This is a genomic window from Sphingobacterium sp. PCS056 (genome assembly GCF_023273895.1).
In the GTDB taxonomy this organism is placed as follows: Bacteria; Bacteroidota; Bacteroidia; order Sphingobacteriales; family Sphingobacteriaceae; genus Sphingobacterium.
The window spans coordinates 3602611-3625270 of the sequence record NZ_CP096883.1; the positions used below are offsets into that span (position 1 = coordinate 3602611).

The window sequence follows — 22660 nt, forward strand, 5'->3', positions numbered from 1 at the left end:
CAAAAATTTTCTTTATGAAAAGACCCTTACTCTTTTTTGCGCTTGTATTAGCAAGTTATGGTACCATTCATGCTCAAGTAACCACGAGTAGTGTGACTGGGATTGTAAAAGAATCCTCAGGTCAAGTGACATCTGGAGCAACGATTAAAGCCACTCACGTTCCTTCAGGTACGGTTTATTCGAGTGCAGCAAATGCAGCTGGACGCTTTAATTTAGCCAATATGCGTGTTGGAGGCCCATACAAGATCGTTGTTACTTTTATTGGACAGAAGCCGGTTGTTTACGATGATGTCTATTTACAGTTAGGCGAGCCTTTTGTTTTAAACCCTATTTTTGGAAATGAAACAACCAATTTGAATGAAGTTGTCGTAACAGGCCGAAACACACTTAAAAGTGAAAAAAATGGAGCTTCTACAATTGTTGGTCGCCGTCAAATTGAAAATTTACCATCTATTACTCGTAGCGTAAATGATCTGACAAGATTGACACCGCAAGCTAATGGTGCATCAATTGGGGGAGGTAATTTTAGATCAAATAATTTTACACTGGATGGTGCCAATTTTAATAACCAATTTGGTATTGGAAGTAATGTGCCTGCAGATGGCTCTCCAATATCTATTGATGCGATTGAACAAATTTCTGTAAATGTAACGCCTTATGATGTCAGACAATCTGGATTTACTGGAGCAGCAATAAATGCAGTTACTAGATCAGGTAGAAATGAGTTCTTTGGATCAGCTTTTTACACTGGTCGTTCTGACAAGCAACAAGGTACTCGAATTGGAGATGTTTTAACTCCCGTAAATCAACTTTCAGTAAAACAATATGGTGTAAGTTTAGGCGGACCAATTATTAAAGATAAATTGTTCTTCTTTGTAAACTTAGAACAAAATAAGACTGAAGAGCCAGGACCAGTTAAAATTGCCTCTTCACCATCAAATGTATTTGGAGCTGCAACAACTCCTTCTTATGTCGCACGACCAACAGAAGCTTTTATGGACGAAGTTTCGAATTACCTGAGGGATAAATATGGTTATGAGACTGGCCCATATCAAGGATACTCAAATAAAAGTAATAATGATAAAATATTTGCACGAATTGACTGGAATATAGCAAATAATCATAAAATTAATTTTAGATATAATCAAGTTAAAGCTAAAACTCCAGCCACGATCAGTAACTCCTATACAGGTTCTGGAGTATCTGGTATAAGTCGTACAGGTAGTAATGCTTTACATTTTTCAAACTCCAATTACTTTCAAGAAACAAATTTATATTCTGGAACTTTAGAATACACCGGTAAAATTGGAAATGTTAATCAATCTGCTAGGATTTCTTATGTCAACCAAGACGAACCTCGCTCAGTAAATGGCGGTTTATTTCCATTGGTTGATATCAAACAAGGTGATAATGTTATAACTACTTTTGGCTATGAACCATTTTCATATGGAAATTTAAGATCCGTAAAAACATGGACTGCAAATTATGATGTAGATTATACCGTTGATAACCATAACTTTACAGCTGGATTGCAATTTGAAAATAGTAATGTTAAAAATGGATTTCAAAGATTTGGTGCAGGCTATTATTTGTTTAACTCATGGGATGATTTTAAGAACGGCGCGAAAGCAACTAATTATGCCCTAACTTATCCATTAACACCTGATGGTTCTCAAGCATTTCCAGGCTTTAAATTCAATCAATGGTCTCTTTACTTTCAAGATCAATACACTGTAAATGAAAAGTTAAAATTAACTGGAGGCTTACGCTTTGAACTTCCAGGTTACCCAGATGTAAGTCAAGTAAAAGAACATCCTTTAATTTCAGCTTTAACATTTGCTGATGGTTTGAAAATAAACACAGGTGTTTTACCAAAAACAAAAATAATGGTTTCGCCAAGATTTGGTTTTAACTATGATGTTCTTGGAGACCGATCACTTATGTTAAGAGGAGGAACGGGAGTTTTTACTGGTCGTATACCATTTGTATGGATTGTGTCCCAATCGGGGGATTCAGGAATGCTACAAGCTTCGATTACAAAATCTGGGCCAGATGTTCCTAATTTTAGTCCAGATATTAAAGCAAATTACCCAGCTACTATTGCTGATCCCACAACTTCAATATCATCATCAAGTATTTCGGTTATGGATCCTAATTTGAAATTCCCGTCTACATGGAAATCTAGTCTTGCTTTTGACTATAAATTACCTTTTGGGGTGGTCGGAACTCTAGAAGCAATTTATAATAAAGATATCAATGCAGTAGTTGCTAGGAATGTTAATTTAGCGGATCCAAAAGAAATGAATATTGCCGGATATGCAGATCACCGCTTTATATATGGGGATGCAAACATAGATAAATACATCAATAAATTAGATAAAGGGCAGGCATCTTCAACTGGTAAAAGCGCATTTTCTGCTATTCAAATGTCAAACCAAAAGGGAGGACACTATTGGTCAGTAACTGCACAATTGGCAAAAGCATTTGAAGATGGTTTCTCTGCATCTTTAGCTTATACTAGAAGTGGAGCTAAAAATTACGGTGATGGAGCAGGAAGTCAAATCGCGAATTTATGGTCTCTACCTTATCAATCAATAGGTAATTCAAATATTCCAACATTAGGATATACCGATAATGTGTTGCCAGATCGCTTGGTGGGATCAGTTTCCTATAATAATAAGTGGATTAAAAACTTGAATACCGCTGTGACAATATTTTATTCTGGATCTTCAACAGGACGTGTTTCATATGCCTATTCTGCAGACTTTAACCGTGACGGACAGAACAATGATTTAATTTATGTACCTAAGGATGCGTCTGAGATTACATTTGTAAATATTGCAGCTTCACCAGGATCAATATATGGTGGAAAAGCATATACAGCAAAAGAACAATCTGACATATTTTTTGACCTTATTGATAATGACGATTACTTAAAAAGTAGAAAAGGTCAGTATGCTGAACGTAATGGTGGTACTATGCCGTGGAGACATCAGTTTGATCTAAGATTATCTCAAGAATTATTCAATGGAATAGGTGGTGGTAAAAATTCATTAGAATTTTTCTGGGATGTATTTAATGTTGGAAATTTATTCAATTCAGATTGGGGTGTATTTAAAACAAGTAATAATTTATTGCTAATCCCGACCAACATGACGAGTACAAGTTCAACTCCAGCTTTAGATGTTCAAGGAAATATAAATCCGACATTTAGATTAAATGGTGCAAACGGAGATGTAATTAGATCAACAACTCGCGTTAATGAAACAATAACATCAACATATTATATGCAGTTTGGTATCAAATTCAAATTTAATTAAATACAAATTGATCTATATAAAAAGGGGTATGCATATATTGCATCCCCATTTTTTATGAAATAAGATCTCCAAAAATTATGTATAAAACAGGGTGTTGTTAGCTTACTAACAACACCCTGTTTTTTTTACATCTTAGGATCCGCTTTGTATCCTTTCTAAAAATATACAAAGATTATAGTCTTAAACCAATAAACAGGTTATTGTCTATAATTCTCTCTTTGTTGAGATAGCTTTTAATTACAGAAGTCATAAAAAAAGGATCAAAACTCCTCAGAGATTTGATCCTTTTTCGCTTAATCTAACAAAGCGTCGAAATTTTATTTGTTGTCAATCTAGTAAAATTGACTTTGGATATAGCCTCTTTTATGTTATTAAATTTTAGAAATTTCCTGCTTAGCGTTTCACTTCTTTTGGCTTTCTAAATATAAAATAGAGTCCACCTAATATAAAAGGAATACTTAAAAGCTGTCCCATATTTAGTGCCATACCTTGCTCAAAATCTTCTTGATCTATTTTAAACGTTTCGAGATAAAGACGGGCGGAGAAAAGCAATACAAAGAAGAGTCCCATTAGAGAACCTGGCTTCTCCATTTTTTTGCTCTTAAATAGGTAAGCAATAATAAAGAAGATGATGATGTAAGCAATAGCTTCATAAAGTTGTCCTGGGTGACGGGGCACTTGATCTACATGATCAAAAACAACCGCCCATGGTTTATCCGTTGGTGTACCAATAATCTCCGAATTGAAAAAGTTACCCAAACGAATAAATGCTCCTGCAATAGGTACGACAACCACCAGACGATCTGCTAACCACAAAAAATTTGTTTTCGTTTTTCTACAGAATAAATATAATGCGGTCAATATACCAATAGCACCACCATGGCTAGCCAATCCTGCAAATCCAGTCATCTGAAATTGACCGTTTACAAATTTAAAGGGCAATACCATCTCCCACAAATGGTCTTTATAATAATCGAATTCATAAAATAGACAATGACCTAATCTTGCGCCAATTAAAGTGCCAAGAAAGATATAAATACTCAATTGATCCAATAATTCTTGACTCTTATTTTCATTTCTGAATATTTTAAGCATGATCATATACGATACTGCAAAAGCCGCTAGCCAACATAATGCATAGTAACGAAGACCAAAAGTGCCGATTTTAAATATTTCAGGATCTAAATTCCAATGTATGACGCTGAATAAATTCTCCATATTGTCTGTTAATTTTTTATAAGCGTAAATATAATGTTTAAAATCATTTTCATAACATCATTTAATAGGAATAAAGCTAAAAAACGGAGAAAAGTGCGTGATATCGTCCCAGATTAAATAAATTCAATTTTTACTTTTGTGGTTACTATAATTTTTCATAATTTGACGTCGGAAATAAAATTTGGAGCATGGCAGACAAGAAGAAGAAAGAAAATAAACATATTTCAATAGTAACAAAGGACTCGATTTCTTTTTTGAAAAATATATTAATAATCCATCACCAACTGGATTTGAATGGGAGGGACAGCGCCTGTGGTTAGATTATTTGAAGCCATATGTTGACGAAACATTTACGGACAATTATGGTACTGCTGTAGGAGTGATCAATCCTCAGGCTGAATATAAAGTAGTTATAGAAGCTCATGCTGATGAGATTTCTTGGTTTGTTAACTACATCACAAAAGATGGATTAATTTATGTCATCCGCAATGGTGGTTCGGATCATCAGATCGCGCCATCCAAGAAAGTAAATATTCATACCGATAAAGGGATTGTAAAAGCAGTATTTGGCTGGCCCGCAATCCATACACGTTCTGGCGAGAAAGAAGAAGCACCTACTTTAAAAAATATCTTCCTCGATTGTGGCTGTATTTCCAAGGAAGAAGTAGAAGCATTAGGTATTCATGTCGGTTGCGTGGTTACTTATGAAGATGAATTCAGTATCCTGAATAACCGTTACTACGTAGGTCGGGCAATGGATAACCGTGCTGGTGGCTTTATGATTGCAGAGGTAGCGCGTTTACTCAAAGAAAATAAGAAAAAATTGCCATTTGGCTTGTATATAGTGAACTCTGTACAAGAAGAAATCGGTCTACGTGGCGCTGAAATGATCGCACAACGCATCAAACCTAATGTTGCAATCGTCACCGATGTGACACACGATACGCAAACACCGATGATCAACAAGATCACGCAAGGGGATCTGTCATCTGGAGGTGGACCTGTATTATCGTATGCACCAGCTGTACAGATTAATCTAAACAAATTGTTGGTTCAAGTTGCGGAAAAAAATGCAATTCCTTTTCAACGTCAAGCTTCGTCACGATCTACGGGTACAGACACCGACGCATTTGCATACAGTAACGGAGGTGTGCCATCTGCTTTGATTTCCTTACCTTTACGCTACATGCATACTACGGTAGAAATGGTGCATAAAGAAGATGTGGACAATGTGATCCGATTGATTTATGAGACATTATTGAATATTGAAGCAGGACAGGACTTTAGAACTTTTAGTAATTAATAGAAAAACATATATTTCAAATACTTATAATAAATTTTATGGAAAATAATCAAAATCAAAACGAATTGAGTATCGAGTTGACAGAAGAAGTAGCAGAAGGGATCTACTCAAATCTAGCGATCATTACACATTCAAACACAGAGTTTGTGATTGACTTCGTACGTGTAATGCCAGGTGTGCCGAAAGCTAAAGTGAAATCTAGAATCGTTTTGACACCTGAACATGCTAAGCGTTTGTTAGGTGCATTACAAGATAACGTTATCCGCTTTGACGCTATTGCTGCTGCTGGAAACCAAACTACTGATGCAGAAGTAATCGGTGGTGATCCAACTGTTGCGTTCCCTTTTGGAGGAACAACAGGTCAAGCGTAATTTTTCGCATTACAAAATGCAATAAATCAGCTTTTTAGAAGAGCTATAGCCAGCGGCTATAGCTCTTTTTCTTTTAAAACCAAATAACCGTGCTTTTAGGCTTGAATTTTGTTTAAATTTAAGTCACTAAAATTATATTGTATGGATATTCAAGTCAGGAACTTGACGAAGAAAGATTATGTTGATTTGAGAAGGTCAATGACCGAAGCTTACCAAGGAGTGGGAGATGTCTGGACAAGAGAAAATATTGTCGATCTCATCGATTTATTTCCAGAGGGGCAGTTATGTGTAGAAATTGATGGCCATGTGGTCGCTTGTGCACTTTCTATTATTTTAAACTCGAAGAAAAGTAATATATACGACAGCTATTACGAAATTATTGACGACGGAAAATTTTCCAAACATACCAGCGATGGAGATACCCTCTACGGGATAGAAGTGTTCGTACATCCAGATCATAGGGCTTTAAGGTTAGGAAGACGTCTATATGATGCACGAAAAGAACTCTGTGAGCAGATGAACTTGAAATCTATTATAGCTGGAGGTAGGATTCCCAATTATCACAACTATTCGGATAAAATGAGTCCAAGGACATACATTGAAAAAGTAAAGAGAAAAGAGATTTTTGATCCGACCTTAACTTTTCAATTGTCCAACGACTTTCATGTTAAAAAAATATTGAAGCATTATCTTCCAGAAGATTCCGAATCCATGGAGTTTGCCACCTTATTAGAATGGAATAATATTTATTATGAGTCGGAATCACGCTCTATATCAACAACCAAACAAACAATCCGTTTAGGTTTGGTACAATGGCAAATGCGTTTATTTGACAATATTGATGCGTTTTATGATCAGATTGAGTTCTTTGTCGATACGGTAAGTGATTATGGAACAGATTTTATTATGTTTCCCGAATTTTTCAATTCGCCATTAATGAGTCCTTATAATGAATTACCAGAACGGTTGGCGATGGAAAAATTAGCGGAGAAGACTTCTGAGATTATTGATAAAATCCAACAATTTGCAGTTTCCTATAATGTCAATATCATCGCTGGATCGATGCCTATTATGGAAAATAAAAAGTTGTATAACATTTCTTATCTCTGTCACCGGAACGGTAAACTGGATTCTTTTAAAAAGATACACATAACTCCAAATGAAAGTAAATACTATGGAATGACAGGAGGTAATGAAGTAAAAGTATTTGATACCGATTGTGGAAAAGTAGGTTTATTGATTTGTTATGATGTCGAATTTCCTGAACTCAGCCGCATCCTCGCAGATCAAGGCATGCAGATCTTATTTGTCCCATTTATGACCGACACACAAAATGGTTATATTCGTGTCAGGTCTTGCGCTCAGGCTCGTGCTATTGAAAATGAATGTTATGTTGCGATAGCGGGATCTGTGGGCAATCTACCCCGTGTTAATAATATGGATATTCAATATTCACAATCAGCGGTATTTACTCCATCAGATTTTGCATTTCCAAATAATGCGATTAAGGCAGAAGCAACTCCAAATACCGAAATGGTATTGATTGCTGATGTGGATCTATATGCACTTCGCGACCTTCACGAATATGGTACAGTCAAAATTATGAAAGATCGTCGAAAAGACCTATATGAAGTCAAGCTGTTGAAATAATAAAACACAAAAAAGGGATTTAATTACTTAAATCCCTTTTTTTGATATACAACGGTCAATGTTATTTTTGCAATTTAACATTAACGGCATTCATACCTTTTAATCCTTTTTCTGTTTCAAAAGTAACTTTATCATTCTCTTTAACAGCGTCAATTAGACCATTAACGTGGAAAAATATTTTATCCTGAGTTTTGAGATCACGGATGAAACCAAAACCTTTATCAGTATTGTAAAAATTCACAATACCTGATTTGATTAAATCTTCTGGATTTGCTTCATATTTAGCAGTTGATATCGCGATATCTTCTACATTAATTTTTGTTTTTTTCGTTGGATCAGGAGGTGTTGAAGTTATATTTCCATATTCATCGACATAAACAAACATTTCTTCTAGACTTTTACCTTTATCGGTATTGTTCTTTCTTTCTTCTTTCTTTTGTTCCTTATCTTGTTTCTTTTTTAACTTCTTTTTCTCTTTTTCTTTTTTGCTAAAACTTTCTGAACTACTCATTTATTTATTTAAAATTAATATTAAACCATATTAAACTACTCAATTTTTAGCAGTTTAATTAAACAAAAATCATCGCATTAAATAAATTCAAAGGTGAAAGCCATATCTCGAATTAAGAAAAATTGATATGTTTTAAAACGTAAGGACTCTGCTTAATGACACAAATATACTAAAAATTAGTGAATATTATATTTTATTCATAAAAAATCCGACAAAATAACAATTTAATTTAAGCTTGGTGATTGTGGAAAATTTGCTACATGAGCATACTTAGCTCCCAGACTGATAACAGCCTCTTTCCAAAGTAGTTCCGTGTCCTTTTCAAACACTAAAGCTGTTGGAAATTTATTTTGAACAGCCCAACTGTTTACGTTAATTTCTGCGTCTAATTGTGCTGGCTGCCAGCCAGAATAGCCTAAGAAAAATTTCACTTCATCCTCTTTGATTTTTCCTTCATTGATCAATGAAAATAGTAATTCTGGGTCTCCTCCAAAATAGATATTTTCACGGATTTCATCACCACTTAATAGCAGATCAAACCGCGAGTGGATGAAAAATAATTCATTTTGTGCCACAGGTCCACCAATATGAAGCGGAAATGTGCATGTTGCCATTTCTTTAACAAGGTCTCCAACACAGCCTACCACTTTTTTATTGAGAATAAACCCTAGGGTTCCTTCATGATCATGATTGCACAACAAAATGACCGATCGCTCGAAGTCGGTGTCGAGCATAAAGGGTTCAGATATTAGTAAACAGCCTGTTTGTGGATCAAGTTCGTTAAACATTTTCTTTATAAATTAGACTTATAGTACAATAAAATTAATGCCAAAGTCATTTTGCTGATTAATTTATACTAGATTAGTCGATAAAAATAAGTGAATTTAGTATGTTTGTGACATACATAAATTTAAAGTCATGGCAATCGAACACAAAGATATTGCCGCTATCCGACAAGATTATGCATTGGGTAATCTAAGTGAAAGCGACGTTAGCAACGATCCTTTAGTGCAATTTGAAAAATGGTTTAACGAAGCTATTCATAGTGAGGTGCTTGAAGCCAACGCAATGGTTTTATCCACAGTGGGAGAGTTTGCTTTACCTTCATCACGGATTGTATTATTAAAAGATCTGAAAAATAATGGATTTAGTTTTTTTACAAACTTCAATAGTCGCAAAGGTATAGAAATGTTTGGCAACCCACATGTGGCAGCATTATTTTTCTGGCCAGAACTGCAGCGTCAGGTGCGTATTGAAGGATTAATAGAAAAGCTTCCAGCAGAAGATTCGGACGAATATTTTCAATCTAGACCCAAAGGAAGTCGCATTGGTGCTTTAGCATCACCACAGAGTGAAACCATTCCCAATCGTTCTTTTTTAGAGGGAAGAGTAGCAGATCTTGAAAAGCAATTTGAAAACCAAGAATTGGTACCTCGACCAGAGTTTTGGGGCGGTTACTTAATTAAGCCACTATATATCGAATTTTGGCAAGGTCGCTCTAGTCGTCTACACGATAGAATTGCTTTCCAAAAAGTTTCTGATTCTTGGAAAATAATACGCTTAGCACCTTAGTATCATGAATACGCAAGAAATTTCAACTCTAATCGTTTCCAGATTCGGACAACATGCTATTGAAAAGATTGAGGAGACGGGGCTTCAGCCAGCACTTTTTGTTCAAGTCGATCTTTTAGAAGATATCTGCTTTTATTTACGGGACGAAGAAGGATTATATTTTGATTTTTTAAACAATATCTCGGCAGTTGACCTCCATGAAAATGGATTTTTAATCACCTATCACCTAACATCTATTCCTTATTTACATACCTTGGTGTTGAAGGTGTTAATCGAGAATGATCGAGATGAAGCACATCTGCCAGAGGTTCCATCCGTGTCAGCCGTATGGAAAACAGCAGATTGGCATGAACGCGAAGCATTTGATCTGATGGGCATATTTTTTACCAATCATCCTGATCTCCGGCGTATCTTACTTCCTGACGATTGGGAAGGCTACCCCTTAAGAAAAGATTATCAAGATCCTGAAAGTTATCATGGAATCAAAATTAAATAAATAAGAACTCGATAACAACAAATATGTCGAATACGAAATATACTGCTGCTTTAGAAAAATATGAACAACATCTAGCAAGTATTGGCTCTCAGGAAATGATTATAAATATGGGGCCTCAACATCCTTCCACGCACGGTGTGCTTCGATTGCAGTTGATAACTGATGGTGAAATCGTAAAAGAGGTTATTCCGCATTTGGGTTATTTGCATCGGTGTTTTGATAAACATGCCGAATCCATGAACTATGGAAAGAGTATTCCGTTTACAGATCGGTTAGACTATTTATCGTCGATGAATAATAGCCATGCATTTGTAATGGGAGTAGAAAGAATGTTGGGTATCGCCGATAAAATTCCAAAAAGAGTAGAATATATACGTGTATTGGTCTGCGAACTTAACCGCATCGCCTCACATTTGATCGGAATAGGGACATACGGTATCGATATTGGTGCATTTACACCATTTATGTGGTGTTTTAGAGATCGGGAACATATCATGAATATGCTGGAATGGGTATCCGGTTCACGTATGTTGTACAATTATATTTGGGTGGGAGGTTTATTTTACGATCTACCTGTAGGTTTCGAACAGCGATGTGCCGAATTTATCACCTATTTTAAACCAAAATTGGTAGAACTTGATCAATTATTGACCGAAAATCAAATCTTTATATCCAGAACAGCTAACATTGGTATATTGCCAGCCGATGTTGCCATTAATTATGGTGTATCGGGGCCCATGTTAAGAGCGTCAGGAATAAAATGGGATCTCAGGAGAATCGATGCCTATTCTGCGTACCCAGAGATTGATTTTGAAATCCCAATCGGAAAAGGAGAGATGGGATCAGTGGGCGATTGTTGGGACCGTTATAAAATACGTGTTGATGAAGTAAAAGAATCAGTAAAGATCATTGAACAATGTTTGGAAAGACTAGTAAAAGATTTTCCACGCACCGATACGTTTGACCCTAGGGCTTTAGTGCCTAAAAAAGTAAATTTAAAAGCACAAGATTATTATGTACGAGCAGAAAATCCGAAAGGTGAATTAGGGTTTTACTTCGTCACTCAAGAAAAGTCTGATATCCCCAAAAGAGTGAAAGCACGTGGCCCCAGTTTTAATAATCTTTCTGTATTACCTGAATTGGGGAAAGGAACCCTGATAGCAGACCTCATCGCCATATTGGGTTCTATGGATATCGTACTGGGCGAGGTGGATCGTTAATTCGGGACTTTGTAATTTTTATGTTATGAACAGGCGGAAAAACGCAAATTCTTTGCTTGGTAAAACCTTTTATCATATATTTGTAGTCTCATAATTTAAGTTTATAATTGGTTAATAAAAGTCCGCTATTGCAAAATAGTGGACTTTTTTATTTTTGATATACACCTATTATTGACATCAAAGTCCAATCAAAATCCCAATATAATTAGTAACTTTACCACATACAAAATGTTTTTAAAGTGTCCGATAGTTTAGTTATCATACCTACATACAACGAGAAAGAAAATATCGAAAAGATAATTCGTAAAGTATTTTCGCTCGCTGTACCATTTCATATTTTAATCGTTGATGACTGTTCGCCAGATGGAACTGCGCAGATCGTGCGATCTTTGCAGGCAGAGTTTGTAGGACGATTATTTATCGAAGAACGCATTGGGAAATTAGGATTGGGTACAGCCTATATCCACGGGTTTAGATGGGCTCTGGAACGCCATTATGAATTTATATTTGAAATGGACGCAGACTTTAGTCATAATCCCGAAGATCTGATACGTTTAAGACAAAGCTGCATAGATGGATCAGATATGAGTATTGGATCGCGTTATATTAAAGGAGTAAATGTTGTCAATTGGCCGATGAATAGGGTGTTGATGTCTTACTTTGCTTCCGTATATGTGCGATTTATTACAGGGATCAATATTCAAGATGCAACAGCTGGTTTTGTCTGTTTTAGGAGGAGAGTTTTGGAGCGGATACCTCTGGATAAAATTAAATTTGTAGGTTATGCGTTTCAAATTGAAATGAAATTTACAGCAATCCAATATGGCTTCAAGGTTGTAGAAGTTCCTATAATCTTTACAGATCGTACCGAAGGAACATCAAAAATGAGTACAAGTATTTTTAAAGAAGCTTTTTTTGGCGTTATCCAACTGAAAATTTCAAGTTGGACGCGAAAATATAATTAAATCTAAGAAAGGGAAGCGTAAATGAATGAGCACTTAGATCCGAATGCGGAGAATTTAAATCATACGGATCGGGATATCGAACGTGTATTGCGTCCGCAAGTATTTGAAGATTTCACTGGGCAGGAGAAAATTTTAGAGAATCTTAATATTTTCGTTAAGGCCGCTAAATTGAGAGGCGAGTCCTTGGACCATGTTTTACTTCATGGCCCTCCAGGTCTAGGTAAAACGACGCTCTCCAATATCATAGCCAATGAGATGGGAGTAGGCATCAAGATCACCTCAGGGCCTGTGCTGGACAAACCAGGAGATTTGGCCGGTCTATTGACCAATCTTGAAGAAGGTGACGTGCTATTTATTGATGAGATCCATCGTTTAAGTCCAATTGTGGAAGAATACCTGTATTCGGCTATGGAAGACTTTAAGATCGATATCATGCTAGAAACTGGACCTAATGCGCGTTCAGTACAAATATCACTAAATCCATTCACATTAATTGGAGCAACGACACGGTCAGGACTATTAACATCTCCTTTACGAGCGCGTTTTGGGATCAATGCACGCCTACAATATTATGACGTCAAACTATTGACCACTATTGTATTGAGGTCTGCAGATATACTTAAAACACCAATCAGCGATGAGGGTGCTTATGAAATAGCACGTAGAAGTAGGGGAACACCACGTATCGCCAATGCCCTTTTAAGAAGAACACGAGATTTTGCCCAGATCAAAGGGACAGGCTCTATTGAACGGGAAATTGCCAAATATGCATTGAATGCATTAAATGTGGATGAAAATGGCTTAGATGAAATGGATAATCGCATTTTAAGTACCATTATCGACAAATTTAAAGGTGGACCTGTCGGTTTAAAAACAATTGCCACCGCAGTCGGTGAAGACGAGGGAACTATTGAAGAGGTGTATGAACCTTTCTTGATTCAAGAGGGTTATCTCATGCGTACATCAAGAGGGCGTGAATGTACAGAAGCCGCTTTTAGACATCTCGGTAGAGCATATGCCCATAAGGGAAATACGCTTTTTTAAAATCTCTCCTTTGTCATGATATAGGTTGGATATGATCAAGCAATATCGTGATCGAAATGTGCATATCAGCACTATTTTTTATGCTTTTTTAAAATCTTTAAACTCCGGCTTTTTATAGCTGGAGTAGGATTTATGCGAAGTAAGTATTCGACTTGTGTGTACAGCTCCTCTTTTATCCAAGGATATCTGACGCGCAGTTGATCTAAAATATCCATGCAATTTGTAAGTACAGCAATAGGGCAGGAAGGGTCAATTAACCAGCTGAAAGACACATGGATTATAATGTCATATTCCACATCATCCAATTGGATAGCTGTCGCTTTAGGGGAAGTGAGGTGCATGAGAACTTTAGTATAGCTTCTAGCACAACTCCAGTTATTCAGGGTACTTAAGTTTTGGATAAGCAGGGTAGAGATGTTTTTGTCTAACAGCTTTTTGTCTTTCAGTACAATCGTTTCAAATATCCAAGCACTCCGAAAAGCAAGTTGCTTATCTTCCTGATACATCGATAGCTCCAATAAGTCGATCAAAGAAAGTCCTTGTAATATATTCAAAGAAAAATCCGCTACCTGATACTGCGTATAGATAGCGGAAAAAATTTCTAATTTTTGTTTTGTTATCATTGATTATCTACTCAATGGTATTTCTCTATTTATTTCCATCATATTGACCTCTTTGATTTTTGAATCACCGATCAGGTACTCGGAAAAGTAATCGCCCATTTTCCAGAAGAAATATTCCGTCATATCACCAAATCCGTGACGTTGACCAGGCAATAATAAGAAGTCGAATCGCTTATTGGCTTTGATCAATGCGTTGACCATTCGAATTGAATTGGCGGGGTGAACGTTATTGTCAATATCGCCAGTTGCGATTAATAACTTACCTTTCAAATTTTTTGCTAAATCAGTATTTTTATCGATCTGATAAGTAAAAGTCGTATCCCCTTTGGTACTAACTTTTTCTGTAACCCCATGATGTCTTTCGCTCCACCATCTGTTATAAATGTTATTTTCATGGTTTCCAGCACCAGAAACGGCTACTTTAAAAAAGTCAGGATATACCAGCATGGCTGCTGTGGACATAAAACCTCCACCAGAGTGTCCCGTGATACCGACACGGTTGATGTCGATAAATTTGTAACGATCGGCCAATTGTTCGGCTGCAGCCTTTTTATCCTCCAGTCCATAATCTCTTAAGTTTCCATAACCAAACGTATGGTACCATTTTGATCTTGCTGGATGTCCACCACGGTTACCAACAGTGATGACAATCATACCAAATTGAGCTAATCGGTCGATCCTGTCCATACTTCTGCCAAATGATTGATTGACAGCCTCCGTTTGTGGCCCTGGATAGATGTATTCTACGATTGGATACGTTTTTGTGCTATCAAAATCAAATGGCTTATACATCACGCCATATAGGTCTGTGATACCATCGCCAGCTTTAACTTTAAAAGGTTGTGGAAATTTATATCCAGCAGCAAATAGTAAGGAGAGATCGGCCTTCTCTAAGGTCATTATTTTTTTTCCATTGCTTTGATACAATGCGATTTCAGGAATGCTATTTACCCTAGAAAAATTATTCACAAAATAACGAGAACTTTCACTGACATCAACTTGGTGATCAAAGTTACCTGGATTTAATAATTTCAGATTTGCTCCATTAAACCCTACACTATAATGATGCAAATAATAGGGGTCTTCATTTTGGTCTTTACCATTTGCCGTAAAGTACAAGGTCCTTGCCGCCATATCAGATCCCGTAATCTCTTCACAATTGAAAGAACCACTGGTCACTTGTTGTTTCAGGTTGCCTTGGCTATCGTATAGATAAAAATGACCCCATCCATCGCGTTGTGACCAGTGGATAAACTCTGTACCATTATTGATCAATAATGGTTTTTTGATATCTTGATAAACGTTGGATCTTTCCTCTACCAATACTTGAGTTGAACCATCTATATTTACTTTAACCAAGTCGATACGTTTTAAGTCGCGACTAGATCGAGCAAGATAAAAAGCATCATTTGTTCCTAACCAGTAGTTGATAAAGTAATCACCTTTATAGCTATTTTTGTCAACATTTTTTGACCAATTACTTAAAGTCTGATTTTTAAAAGCTCCAATTTTTATTTGTTTGTACGATTTATCAGAAGCGTTAAAAACAAATAACTGCGTCTCCGTAGAATCCGTCTCACCGGGCATCTGATATTTATAAGTCTCCAAAGTCGGACGTTTACTGCCTACATTATTGATAACCCATAGGGGATTTAGGCTTCTATTGTCTTTACGCGTAATCACGAAGTGTTTTCCATCAGGAGACCAGTTCATCCATACACGTTTACGTTTAACAATATCGTCGTCCTTTTTATCATCACCTGTTGTGGTGCTGTATTCGTCACCAGCCCAGGCATAATATTGAACCCCATCCTTTGTGATTTGATGTTCTATGATCGTACTGTCTTTTTCATTTTTAACAGCTTTTTCATAATTGGCGCGATCCATCCAGAATAGATTGAAATCCTTTGCAAAATAAATCGTATTGGTGTCAGGAGAGAAGGTAGCCCAAGATAATGCTTGTTTCTCTTTTGTTTTATCACTTAGCTCCCTAACTTTTTGTGTAGCCAGATCGTATTCCAAGAAGAAGATTTTCTTTTTTAACGTATCCGTCTTTACTTTCAACTTTTCAATCTCTTCTTTAGATTTCACGGTATCTTTGGTACTTGCAACTTCAAATCTAATTTTCTTTTCATCTTTTGTAAACTTTAGATTTTGAAGAGTAAGATGCTGTGCGTCAAATGGGTTTTTTACGATTTTGGTAATTTGGGCAGCTAGCTTTTCATTATCAAAAAGGACTTCCTTTTTATTGGTAGCAGGATCTACTAAATACCAGTTTTTACCCTGAGGAGTAGTAAAATCATACCAAAATCGATCGGTAAAATTAATCCAATTGGGTTTAATTGTTGTCGAGAAGATCATTTTCTTAAGCTTCTCAGGCGAAAATTTAGCCGCCAATTGATAATTTGCTTTAGGAGGAGGGGTTGATTCTTGTGCTGTTGCATAAAAAGATAGTAGCAACAGGCTTAAGAATAAGTAAATTTTATTCATTCTTTAGTTTTATATGTATAATAAACTCAAAAGTATTAAGTAATCGCATAAGAAAGAAGTAAGTCTTGTAAAATTTTAGTTAATGACCCTTAAGAAAAGAATTTTTCATTAAAATTTACTAAAAATAGCTCTTCTGTGGCCCTTGTTATGCCCGTATAAAGCCATCTTAAAAATTCTGTTGTCAACATTTCATCCGTCAAATAGCCTTGATCTACAAAAACAGCAGGCCATTGGCCACCTTGTGCTTTGTGACAGGTAATAGCAAAGGCAAATTTAATTTGCAACGCATTATAGTATGGATCCTTCTTGATAGCTTCTAGGCGATCTTGCTTCAGAAATATATCTTCATAATCGAGAGCTACCGCCTCATATAGCTTTTTTTGATCTTCATATGGAAGATTAGGACTATCGGTATATAAACTATCCAAGATAACACGACAAGTGATAGGCTCTTGATGTTGGGTATCCATAAATTCAATGGTGATATCCGCAAACCGAAAACCATGCTGTTCGTGGACATTGCTCACCTTTCTTATTTTAGCCATATCACCATTTGCAATAAAACCATTCTCGACACCATTATCTTGTAGCCAGAAATAATTGTTACGGACCACCATAATATGATCACCTCCCGTGATCTCTTCATCGCGAAATAAAATTTGATTGCGGATATGTTGATTATACAAATTGGCTGACCTATTGGAACGGCAGATTATCATCGTATTTTCAATCCCAAACTTATCATAAGCGTAATTAATACCTTCAATTAAACGTTCGCCTGTCATGCGATAAATATCTTTAAATCCATTTGTTATAAACTTTGGAAAAGGGTAAGTGCCCTCCAGTTCTTCCAAGTTTATTTCTTGCCTGATCTTTGTCGCATTGAATAAAATACCCGAATCCTTTTGTTGTCGTACGACGTCGGTCAACTCGAACGTGTAAGGATGAAAATAGAATTCATTTTCGAGGTAAGCTGGATTGAGAGCGGGACTTTCCCATAGTCCTACTGGTGGTAGCTGAGCCGTATCGCCCACAAACATAATTGAACAATGCTTACCGCTACGTACGTATCTAACCAGGTCGTCGAGTAAACTTTTTGAAAACATATTAACGCTTTCATTTGAGATCATTGACGATTCATCAATAATAAACAACGTGTCTTCATGCAAGTTTTCAGCTAATGTAAAATCAAGTTGAAAAGAAATCGCATTTTTCTTACGGTATATTTTTTTATGGATAGTAAGGGCAGGTCTACCGGAATAGAAACTCATTACTTTGGCGGCACGTCCTGTAGGAGCTAGTAAAACTGCCTTTTTCTTAATGTAAGGCAATGTTTTGACCAAAGAGGAGATGATGGTGGTCTTACCTGTACCCGCATAGCCTTTTAAGACAAAACAATCTTGCGTGTGAAAGGAACTCAAAAATTGAGCTAACAATTCAAACACAGAATTTTGCTGTGGAGTTGCTGTCCAAGGAAAGCGTTGGATTAATAAATCTTTAATAAGCACCATCAAAGTTATCTAAAAGGTTTGTCTTATCGTTTAGAAAAGTTAATTTTGTTAGGTTGTACAATTTAAAAATTGAATTTGGAAAGCATACATATGAATTATATCTCTGAGGACTTCAATATCCATTTTTTGCCAGAATATACCTTATCGGCAAAAGCAGGTTTTAGCAAAGACGTTATTACAGTAACCGATAAGGAGTTAAACCTGAATCTCTTACTGGAATATGATGCTGAAAATCCAAAATTGGAAGCCACTCAAATTTTGAGCTTACCCTTTCGATTTGTCAAAGTGGTAATACCGCACCAAAGTTTAACCTTTATTCCAAAAGAAGTTTTTCAAGAGGATCGCTTAAGTGACTATGCACCCTATCTCGTAGAGCATGTACCCAACCATATACACACCTATGAGATGAAAAATCTAGGTATTGTAGCAGTATTTGAATACGACTTGATTTTATACAACAGATGGAAAGCTTTATTTCCAGATGCTCAAATCTTTCCTGAATTTTGTATTATACTTGATCAGGCCCAAGATCTGGTACCCATTAGAGGATCGGTCCTTGGTGTGCATTTTGTATCTGACCATTTGGTAGACCTGTATGTATTTCAAAACGGACAATTCATCTTATACAATTCTTTTGACGTTTATTTTGCTGAAGACCTAAATTACTATATTCTAAATATTTTACAACAGTTTTCTTTGTCTGAAAAAGTATCTAAAGTATTGATATCTGGAGATATACCAAACGACAGTTATATGAAATGTTTAGAAAGATATTCTGATAATGTAGCCTACTTATCATCAAAAAGTAAGGTTCATATTAATCATGAGAGCGACGACATTAATTTAAAAAATTATAACACATTATTTGACGCGATACTATGCGAATAATAGGAGGACAATATGGTGGTATACGTCTTAATCCACCCACAAACTTACCCGTAAGACCAACGACGGATATCGCAAAGGAAGCACTGTTTAATATCTTACAAAACCGTCTAGATTTTGACGAGTTAACTTGTCTTGATTTATTTGCTGGTACCGGTAATATTAGTTTTGAACTCGCGTCTCGGTATGCACATGCTGTAGAATCAATCGATTTACACTTCAAATGTGTACAATACATTGCCGAAACGGCAAAAAAGATGAATATTTCAAGTATAAAAGCTAAAAAAGCTGATGTCTTTAAGTATATCCAAACCGCAAAGCACAAGTTTGACTTTATTTTTGCAGATCCTCCATACGATATTCCAAAATTACCTCAGCTAGCACATCTGATATTGGAAAATGAGCTTCTCAATAAGGGTGGTTTATTAATTATTGAACATCCATCAACTAGAGAAATGGATCCACATCCAAATTTTGTCGAAAAAAGAAAGTATGGGTATTCATCATTCTCATTTTATACGTGTTAAGTTATGAAAATTGCTGTTTTTCCGGGATCATTTGATCCATTTACATTAGCACATCAAGACCTTGTGGAACGCGCTGTACCTCTCTTCGATAAAATTTATATTGCAATTGGTGTCAATAGTGCTAAACAGGGATTGTTGACTGCAGCAGATAAGCTGGCAACCATACAAGCAGTTTTTAAAGATAGGTCAACCATTGAAGTTGTTTCTTTTGAAGGGTTGACCATCAATTTCTGCCATAGAGTTGGAGCCAACTTTTTACTGAGAGGACTGCGAAATACTGCAGATTTTGAATTTGAAAACAGTATCGCACAAAACAACTTAATATTAGCTCCACACATCGAAACATACTTTTTAATGAGCAGGAGTGGACTCGCTCATATCTCTTCCACGATCGTTCGAGATGTCTGGAAAAATAAGGGTTCAATTGTCAATATGGTGCCTGCCGTCATCAATGATTTTTTAAGAAATAAAGATTCATTGTAATCAATCTTATATCAAAATACTGAAAAAGGGTATCCAAATTTTGGATACCCTTTTTTATCTTAAAACAAAAATAATCATACACCAAATTATATTTTGTCATTGTATATAGTTTTTTGTTTTACAGCACTTTACGAGCTTTACCTATGGTTTAAATATAGGCTTGGTCTCTAGATGGTCTACAAGCGCCCCAAAAGTGCCAAATAATATTTTGTTTCAAGCTTTATTGAATTCTAATCAATTGACAATAAGATAAATGTCGTGTTATCATTAAGTTAAGAATCATATCTCTCAAAGGCATTCAGGAAAGAGCTGCGCATGCCATTGAAGTGTTGAAGTACTTCTGTAATGAAGGCATCGTCAAGCAATTCGAAGACACCATTAACTCCCCCTACAATATCTGTTTCTGCAATCTTATAAGATTGTTCTAAGGTTCCCTGCTCAAATTTGATGATGAACTTTTGGTTCATACCAAATATAGATATCTTACAATCTGGATGTGGTAATTCTGCTAATATTCTCATGTTACTAATTTTTACAAAGTAAATAAAAAAACGGCTAATCCTGTTGAAGGATTAACCGTTATATGGAAAAATAAAACGTAAAATTAGACAATCCCTTGTTCAGTCATTGCTCTAGCTACTTTCAAAAAGCCACCAATATTGGCTCCTTTTAGGTAGTTGATATAATCTTTATCATGTCCATATTTGACGCAAGTCTTATGAATATTGACCATAATATCTTTTAATTTGCAATCAACTTCTTCTTTCGTCCATTGTTGACGAATTGAGTTTTGCGACATCTCTAAACCAGAAACAGCTACACCACCTGCATTTGCAGCCTTTCCTGGTGCAAAACTAATTTTGGAGTCATGGAAAATTTTAATGGCCTCAGCTGTAGAAGGCATATTTGCACCTTCAGCAATACATTGACAGCCATTGGCAACTAAGGTAAGTGCATCTTCTTTTGTCAATTCATTTTGAGTAGCACATGGGAGCGCGATATCGCATTTAAATTCCCATGGTTTTTTATCCGTAAAATATTTTGCGTTCGGATATTTGATGATGTATTGATCCAAATCACGTCCGATAGTTCCGATATATGCCAATTTTTCAGAAGTTATTCCATCTTCATCATAAAGCGTACCCTGACTATTGGATAAGGTAATTACTTTTGCACCTAGGTGTATCGATTTTTCAGCAGCATAATACGCTACATTACCCGCTCCAGATATCGCCACTACTTTATCTTTTAAATCTTGATTGTTGAAGTCATAGATGCATTCAACAAAGTAAAGCAAGCCGTAACCCGTGGCCTCCGGTCTCGTATAGGAGCCACCCCACGCACTGCCTTTACCGGTTAACACACCCGTAAATGCATTTTGCAATCTTTTGTACTGTCCAAATAAATAACCAATTTCACGTGTACCAACACCGATATCACCAGCAGGCACATCTGTATCTGGACCAATATGTCTGAACAGCTCAGTCATAAAGCTCTGGCAGAAACGCATAATTTCAGCATCCGATTTTCCTTTAGGATTAAAATCAGCGCCACCTTTACCGCCACCTATAGGTAAGCCCGTCAAGCTATTTTTAAACACTTGTTCGAAAGCCAAAAATTTCAAGATACTCAGGTTTACCGATGGCGCAAATCGTAATCCACCTTTATATGGACCGATAGCACTGCTCATCTGAACACGGTAACCTCTATTGATCTCAACTTCGTTTTTATCGTTTAACCAAGCCACACGAAATGATATAACACGCTCTGGCTCAACTAATCTTTCTAAAATCTTCAGTTTAAGTAATTCTGGATGACTTTCAGAAATAAATGGAATTAAATCCTCTGTAACTTCTTGTACAGCTTGTAGAAATTCTGGTTCATTTGGATTGCGTTTCTCAACGTAATTGATGAATTCGTTAAAAGTATTTGACATGTATTATAGTAAATTTTTCCCTTTTGAATTGCTAATATATAAAAATTAAACATATTTCATTACATTTTTTTTATAAAACATAACCGTTACATGTAAAAATTAAAAAGGAGCCATTAATTTTGCGTTCTTAATTAATTTATTATTTTTGTACTATATTTAAATCCAGTACTTGAAGATATTTGTCTATATATTAAGCTTATATTTCATCGCATTGACGATGGTACCTTGTGCAGATCATGTACAAGAATCTTCTTTCGTACACACGACACAGTCCAAAGATATCCATCATAGTGAAGAAGAACATGTGGATTATTGTTCCCCATTCTGCATATGCGCATGCTGCTCTACAGTTTTAAACATAGCAGACAATACTATCTTTTCCTTTGTCACCGTATTATTGCAGTCAAAAGATGAAATTGCGTACGAAAGCATTTTTTATTCTTTTGATTACTCCAGCATCTGGCATCCGCCTCAACTCGGTTAACACTCGTTTTCTTAAAGTCTTAACAGACTAAATTTCATTCACTCATATTTT

The 22660-nt window shown here is 36.0% G+C and carries 20 protein-coding genes and 1 pseudogene; 13 read left to right on the forward strand and 8 right to left on the reverse strand.

Features of this window, described 5'->3' with window-relative positions; all coding sequences use genetic code 11:
* The first annotated feature begins 14 nt into the window (after positions 1-14).
* Complete coding sequence (locus MUB18_RS15015) at positions 15-3320, forward strand: carboxypeptidase regulatory-like domain-containing protein (protein WP_248753675.1); 3306 nt, start codon at positions 15-17, stop codon at positions 3318-3320.
* A 393-nt stretch (positions 3321-3713) separates the two neighbouring features.
* On the opposite strand, the gene lgt is transcribed toward MUB18_RS15015, so the two are convergent.
* Complete coding sequence (gene lgt, locus MUB18_RS15020) at positions 3714-4538, reverse strand: prolipoprotein diacylglyceryl transferase (protein ID WP_248753676.1); 825 nt, start codon at positions 4536-4538, stop codon at positions 3714-3716.
* Between the two features lie 188 nt (positions 4539-4726).
* Here lgt and MUB18_RS15025 point away from each other — a divergent pair.
* The 3 genes and pseudogenes from MUB18_RS15025 to MUB18_RS15035 all read left to right on the forward strand — a co-directional run bounded on the left by MUB18_RS15025 (position 4727) and on the right by MUB18_RS15035 (position 7862).
* Positions 4727-5841, forward strand: a pseudogene (locus MUB18_RS15025) (M42 family metallopeptidase).
* Positions 5842-5879: 38 nt separating this feature from the next.
* Positions 5880-6212, forward strand: a complete 333-nt coding sequence (locus MUB18_RS15030; RefSeq protein WP_045752573.1) for a DUF3467 domain-containing protein — start codon at positions 5880-5882, stop codon at positions 6210-6212.
* Positions 6213-6353: 141 nt separating this feature from the next.
* Positions 6354-7862, forward strand: a complete 1509-nt coding sequence (locus MUB18_RS15035) for a carbon-nitrogen hydrolase family protein (RefSeq protein ID WP_045752572.1) — start codon at positions 6354-6356, stop codon at positions 7860-7862.
* A gap of 61 nt (positions 7863-7923) precedes the next feature.
* Here the strand turns inward: MUB18_RS15035 and MUB18_RS15040 are convergent, their stop codons facing one another.
* Positions 7924-8373: a cold-shock protein gene (locus MUB18_RS15040; RefSeq protein ID WP_021188224.1), complete on the reverse strand. Its 450-nt coding sequence runs from the start codon at positions 8371-8373 to the stop codon at positions 7924-7926.
* A 224-nt stretch (positions 8374-8597) separates the two neighbouring features.
* On the reverse strand, positions 8598-9161 hold the full coding sequence (locus MUB18_RS15045; protein ID WP_045752571.1) for a YqgE/AlgH family protein: 564 nt from the start codon (positions 9159-9161) through the stop codon (positions 8598-8600).
* Between the two features lie 130 nt (positions 9162-9291).
* Here MUB18_RS15045 and pdxH point away from each other — a divergent pair, with 130 nt between their 5' ends.
* The 5 genes from pdxH to ruvB all read left to right on the forward strand — a co-directional run bounded on the left by pdxH (position 9292) and on the right by ruvB (position 13670).
* A complete protein-coding gene (pdxH, locus tag MUB18_RS15050) occupies positions 9292-9945 on the forward strand; it encodes a pyridoxamine 5'-phosphate oxidase (RefSeq protein WP_045752570.1) in 654 nt (217 codons plus the stop codon).
* Positions 9946-9949: 4 nt separating this feature from the next.
* Positions 9950-10441, forward strand: coding sequence for an NADH-quinone oxidoreductase subunit C (locus tag MUB18_RS15055; RefSeq protein ID WP_045752569.1), 492 nt, complete (start codon positions 9950-9952; stop codon positions 10439-10441).
* Positions 10442-10464: 23 nt separating this feature from the next.
* Entirely contained in the window at positions 10465-11661 is a 1197-nt protein-coding gene (locus tag MUB18_RS15060) for an NADH-quinone oxidoreductase subunit D (RefSeq protein WP_094772144.1), read from the forward strand.
* 239 nt (positions 11662-11900) lie between these two features.
* Positions 11901-12626: a polyprenol monophosphomannose synthase gene (locus MUB18_RS15065; protein WP_248753677.1), complete on the forward strand. Its 726-nt coding sequence runs from the start codon at positions 11901-11903 to the stop codon at positions 12624-12626.
* Between the two features lie 21 nt (positions 12627-12647).
* Positions 12648-13670: a Holliday junction branch migration DNA helicase RuvB gene (gene ruvB, locus MUB18_RS15070; protein ID WP_045752566.1), complete on the forward strand. Its 1023-nt coding sequence runs from the start codon at positions 12648-12650 to the stop codon at positions 13668-13670.
* Positions 13671-13741: 71 nt separating this feature from the next.
* On the opposite strand, the gene MUB18_RS15075 is transcribed toward ruvB, so the two are convergent.
* The 3 genes from MUB18_RS15075 to MUB18_RS15085 form a co-directional block, all read right to left on the reverse strand.
* Positions 13742-14293, reverse strand: a complete 552-nt coding sequence (locus MUB18_RS15075) for a hypothetical protein (RefSeq protein ID WP_248753678.1) — start codon at positions 14291-14293, stop codon at positions 13742-13744.
* Between the two features lie 3 nt (positions 14294-14296).
* A complete protein-coding gene (locus MUB18_RS15080) occupies positions 14297-16783 on the reverse strand; it encodes a S9 family peptidase (RefSeq protein WP_248753679.1) in 2487 nt (828 codons plus the stop codon).
* Positions 16784-16872: 89 nt separating this feature from the next.
* Positions 16873-18291 carry an ATP-dependent RecD-like DNA helicase gene (locus MUB18_RS15085; protein WP_248755934.1) on the reverse strand — a complete coding sequence of 473 codons (1419 nt, stop codon included), beginning with the start codon at positions 18289-18291 and terminating at the stop codon, positions 16873-16875.
* 93 nt (positions 18292-18384) lie between these two features.
* Between MUB18_RS15085 and MUB18_RS15090 the strand changes: the two genes are divergently transcribed.
* Genes MUB18_RS15090 through coaD form a run of 3 tightly spaced genes read left to right on the forward strand, consistent with a single transcriptional unit; the run spans position 18385 to position 20189 of the window.
* Positions 18385-19182: a DUF3822 family protein gene (locus MUB18_RS15090; RefSeq protein WP_248753680.1), complete on the forward strand. Its 798-nt coding sequence runs from the start codon at positions 18385-18387 to the stop codon at positions 19180-19182.
* Positions 19173-19706, forward strand: a complete 534-nt coding sequence (gene rsmD / locus MUB18_RS15095) for a 16S rRNA (guanine(966)-N(2))-methyltransferase RsmD (RefSeq protein WP_094772141.1) — start codon at positions 19173-19175, stop codon at positions 19704-19706. The genes MUB18_RS15090 and rsmD overlap by 10 nt, the downstream gene beginning before the upstream one ends.
* Before the next feature lie 3 nt (positions 19707-19709).
* Entirely contained in the window at positions 19710-20189 is a 480-nt protein-coding gene (gene coaD / locus MUB18_RS15100) for a pantetheine-phosphate adenylyltransferase (protein ID WP_094772140.1), read from the forward strand.
* Positions 20190-20461: 272 nt separating this feature from the next.
* Here the strand turns inward: coaD and MUB18_RS15105 are convergent, their stop codons facing one another.
* Together MUB18_RS15105 and gdhA are read right to left on the reverse strand one after the other, a co-directional pair.
* Positions 20462-20710 carry a hypothetical protein gene (locus MUB18_RS15105; protein WP_248753681.1) on the reverse strand — a complete coding sequence of 83 codons (249 nt, stop codon included), beginning with the start codon at positions 20708-20710 and terminating at the stop codon, positions 20462-20464.
* 83 nt (positions 20711-20793) lie between these two features.
* Positions 20794-22125, reverse strand: coding sequence for an NADP-specific glutamate dehydrogenase (gdhA, locus tag MUB18_RS15110; protein WP_045752559.1), 1332 nt, complete (start codon positions 22123-22125; stop codon positions 20794-20796).
* Between the two features lie 169 nt (positions 22126-22294).
* Here gdhA and MUB18_RS15115 point away from each other — a divergent pair, with 169 nt between their 5' ends.
* The gene (locus MUB18_RS15115; RefSeq protein ID WP_248753682.1) at positions 22295-22609 is read left to right on the forward strand and encodes a DUF6660 family protein; all 315 of its coding nucleotides are present in this window, start codon (positions 22295-22297) and stop codon (positions 22607-22609) included.
* Positions 22610-22660 lie beyond the last annotated feature (51 nt).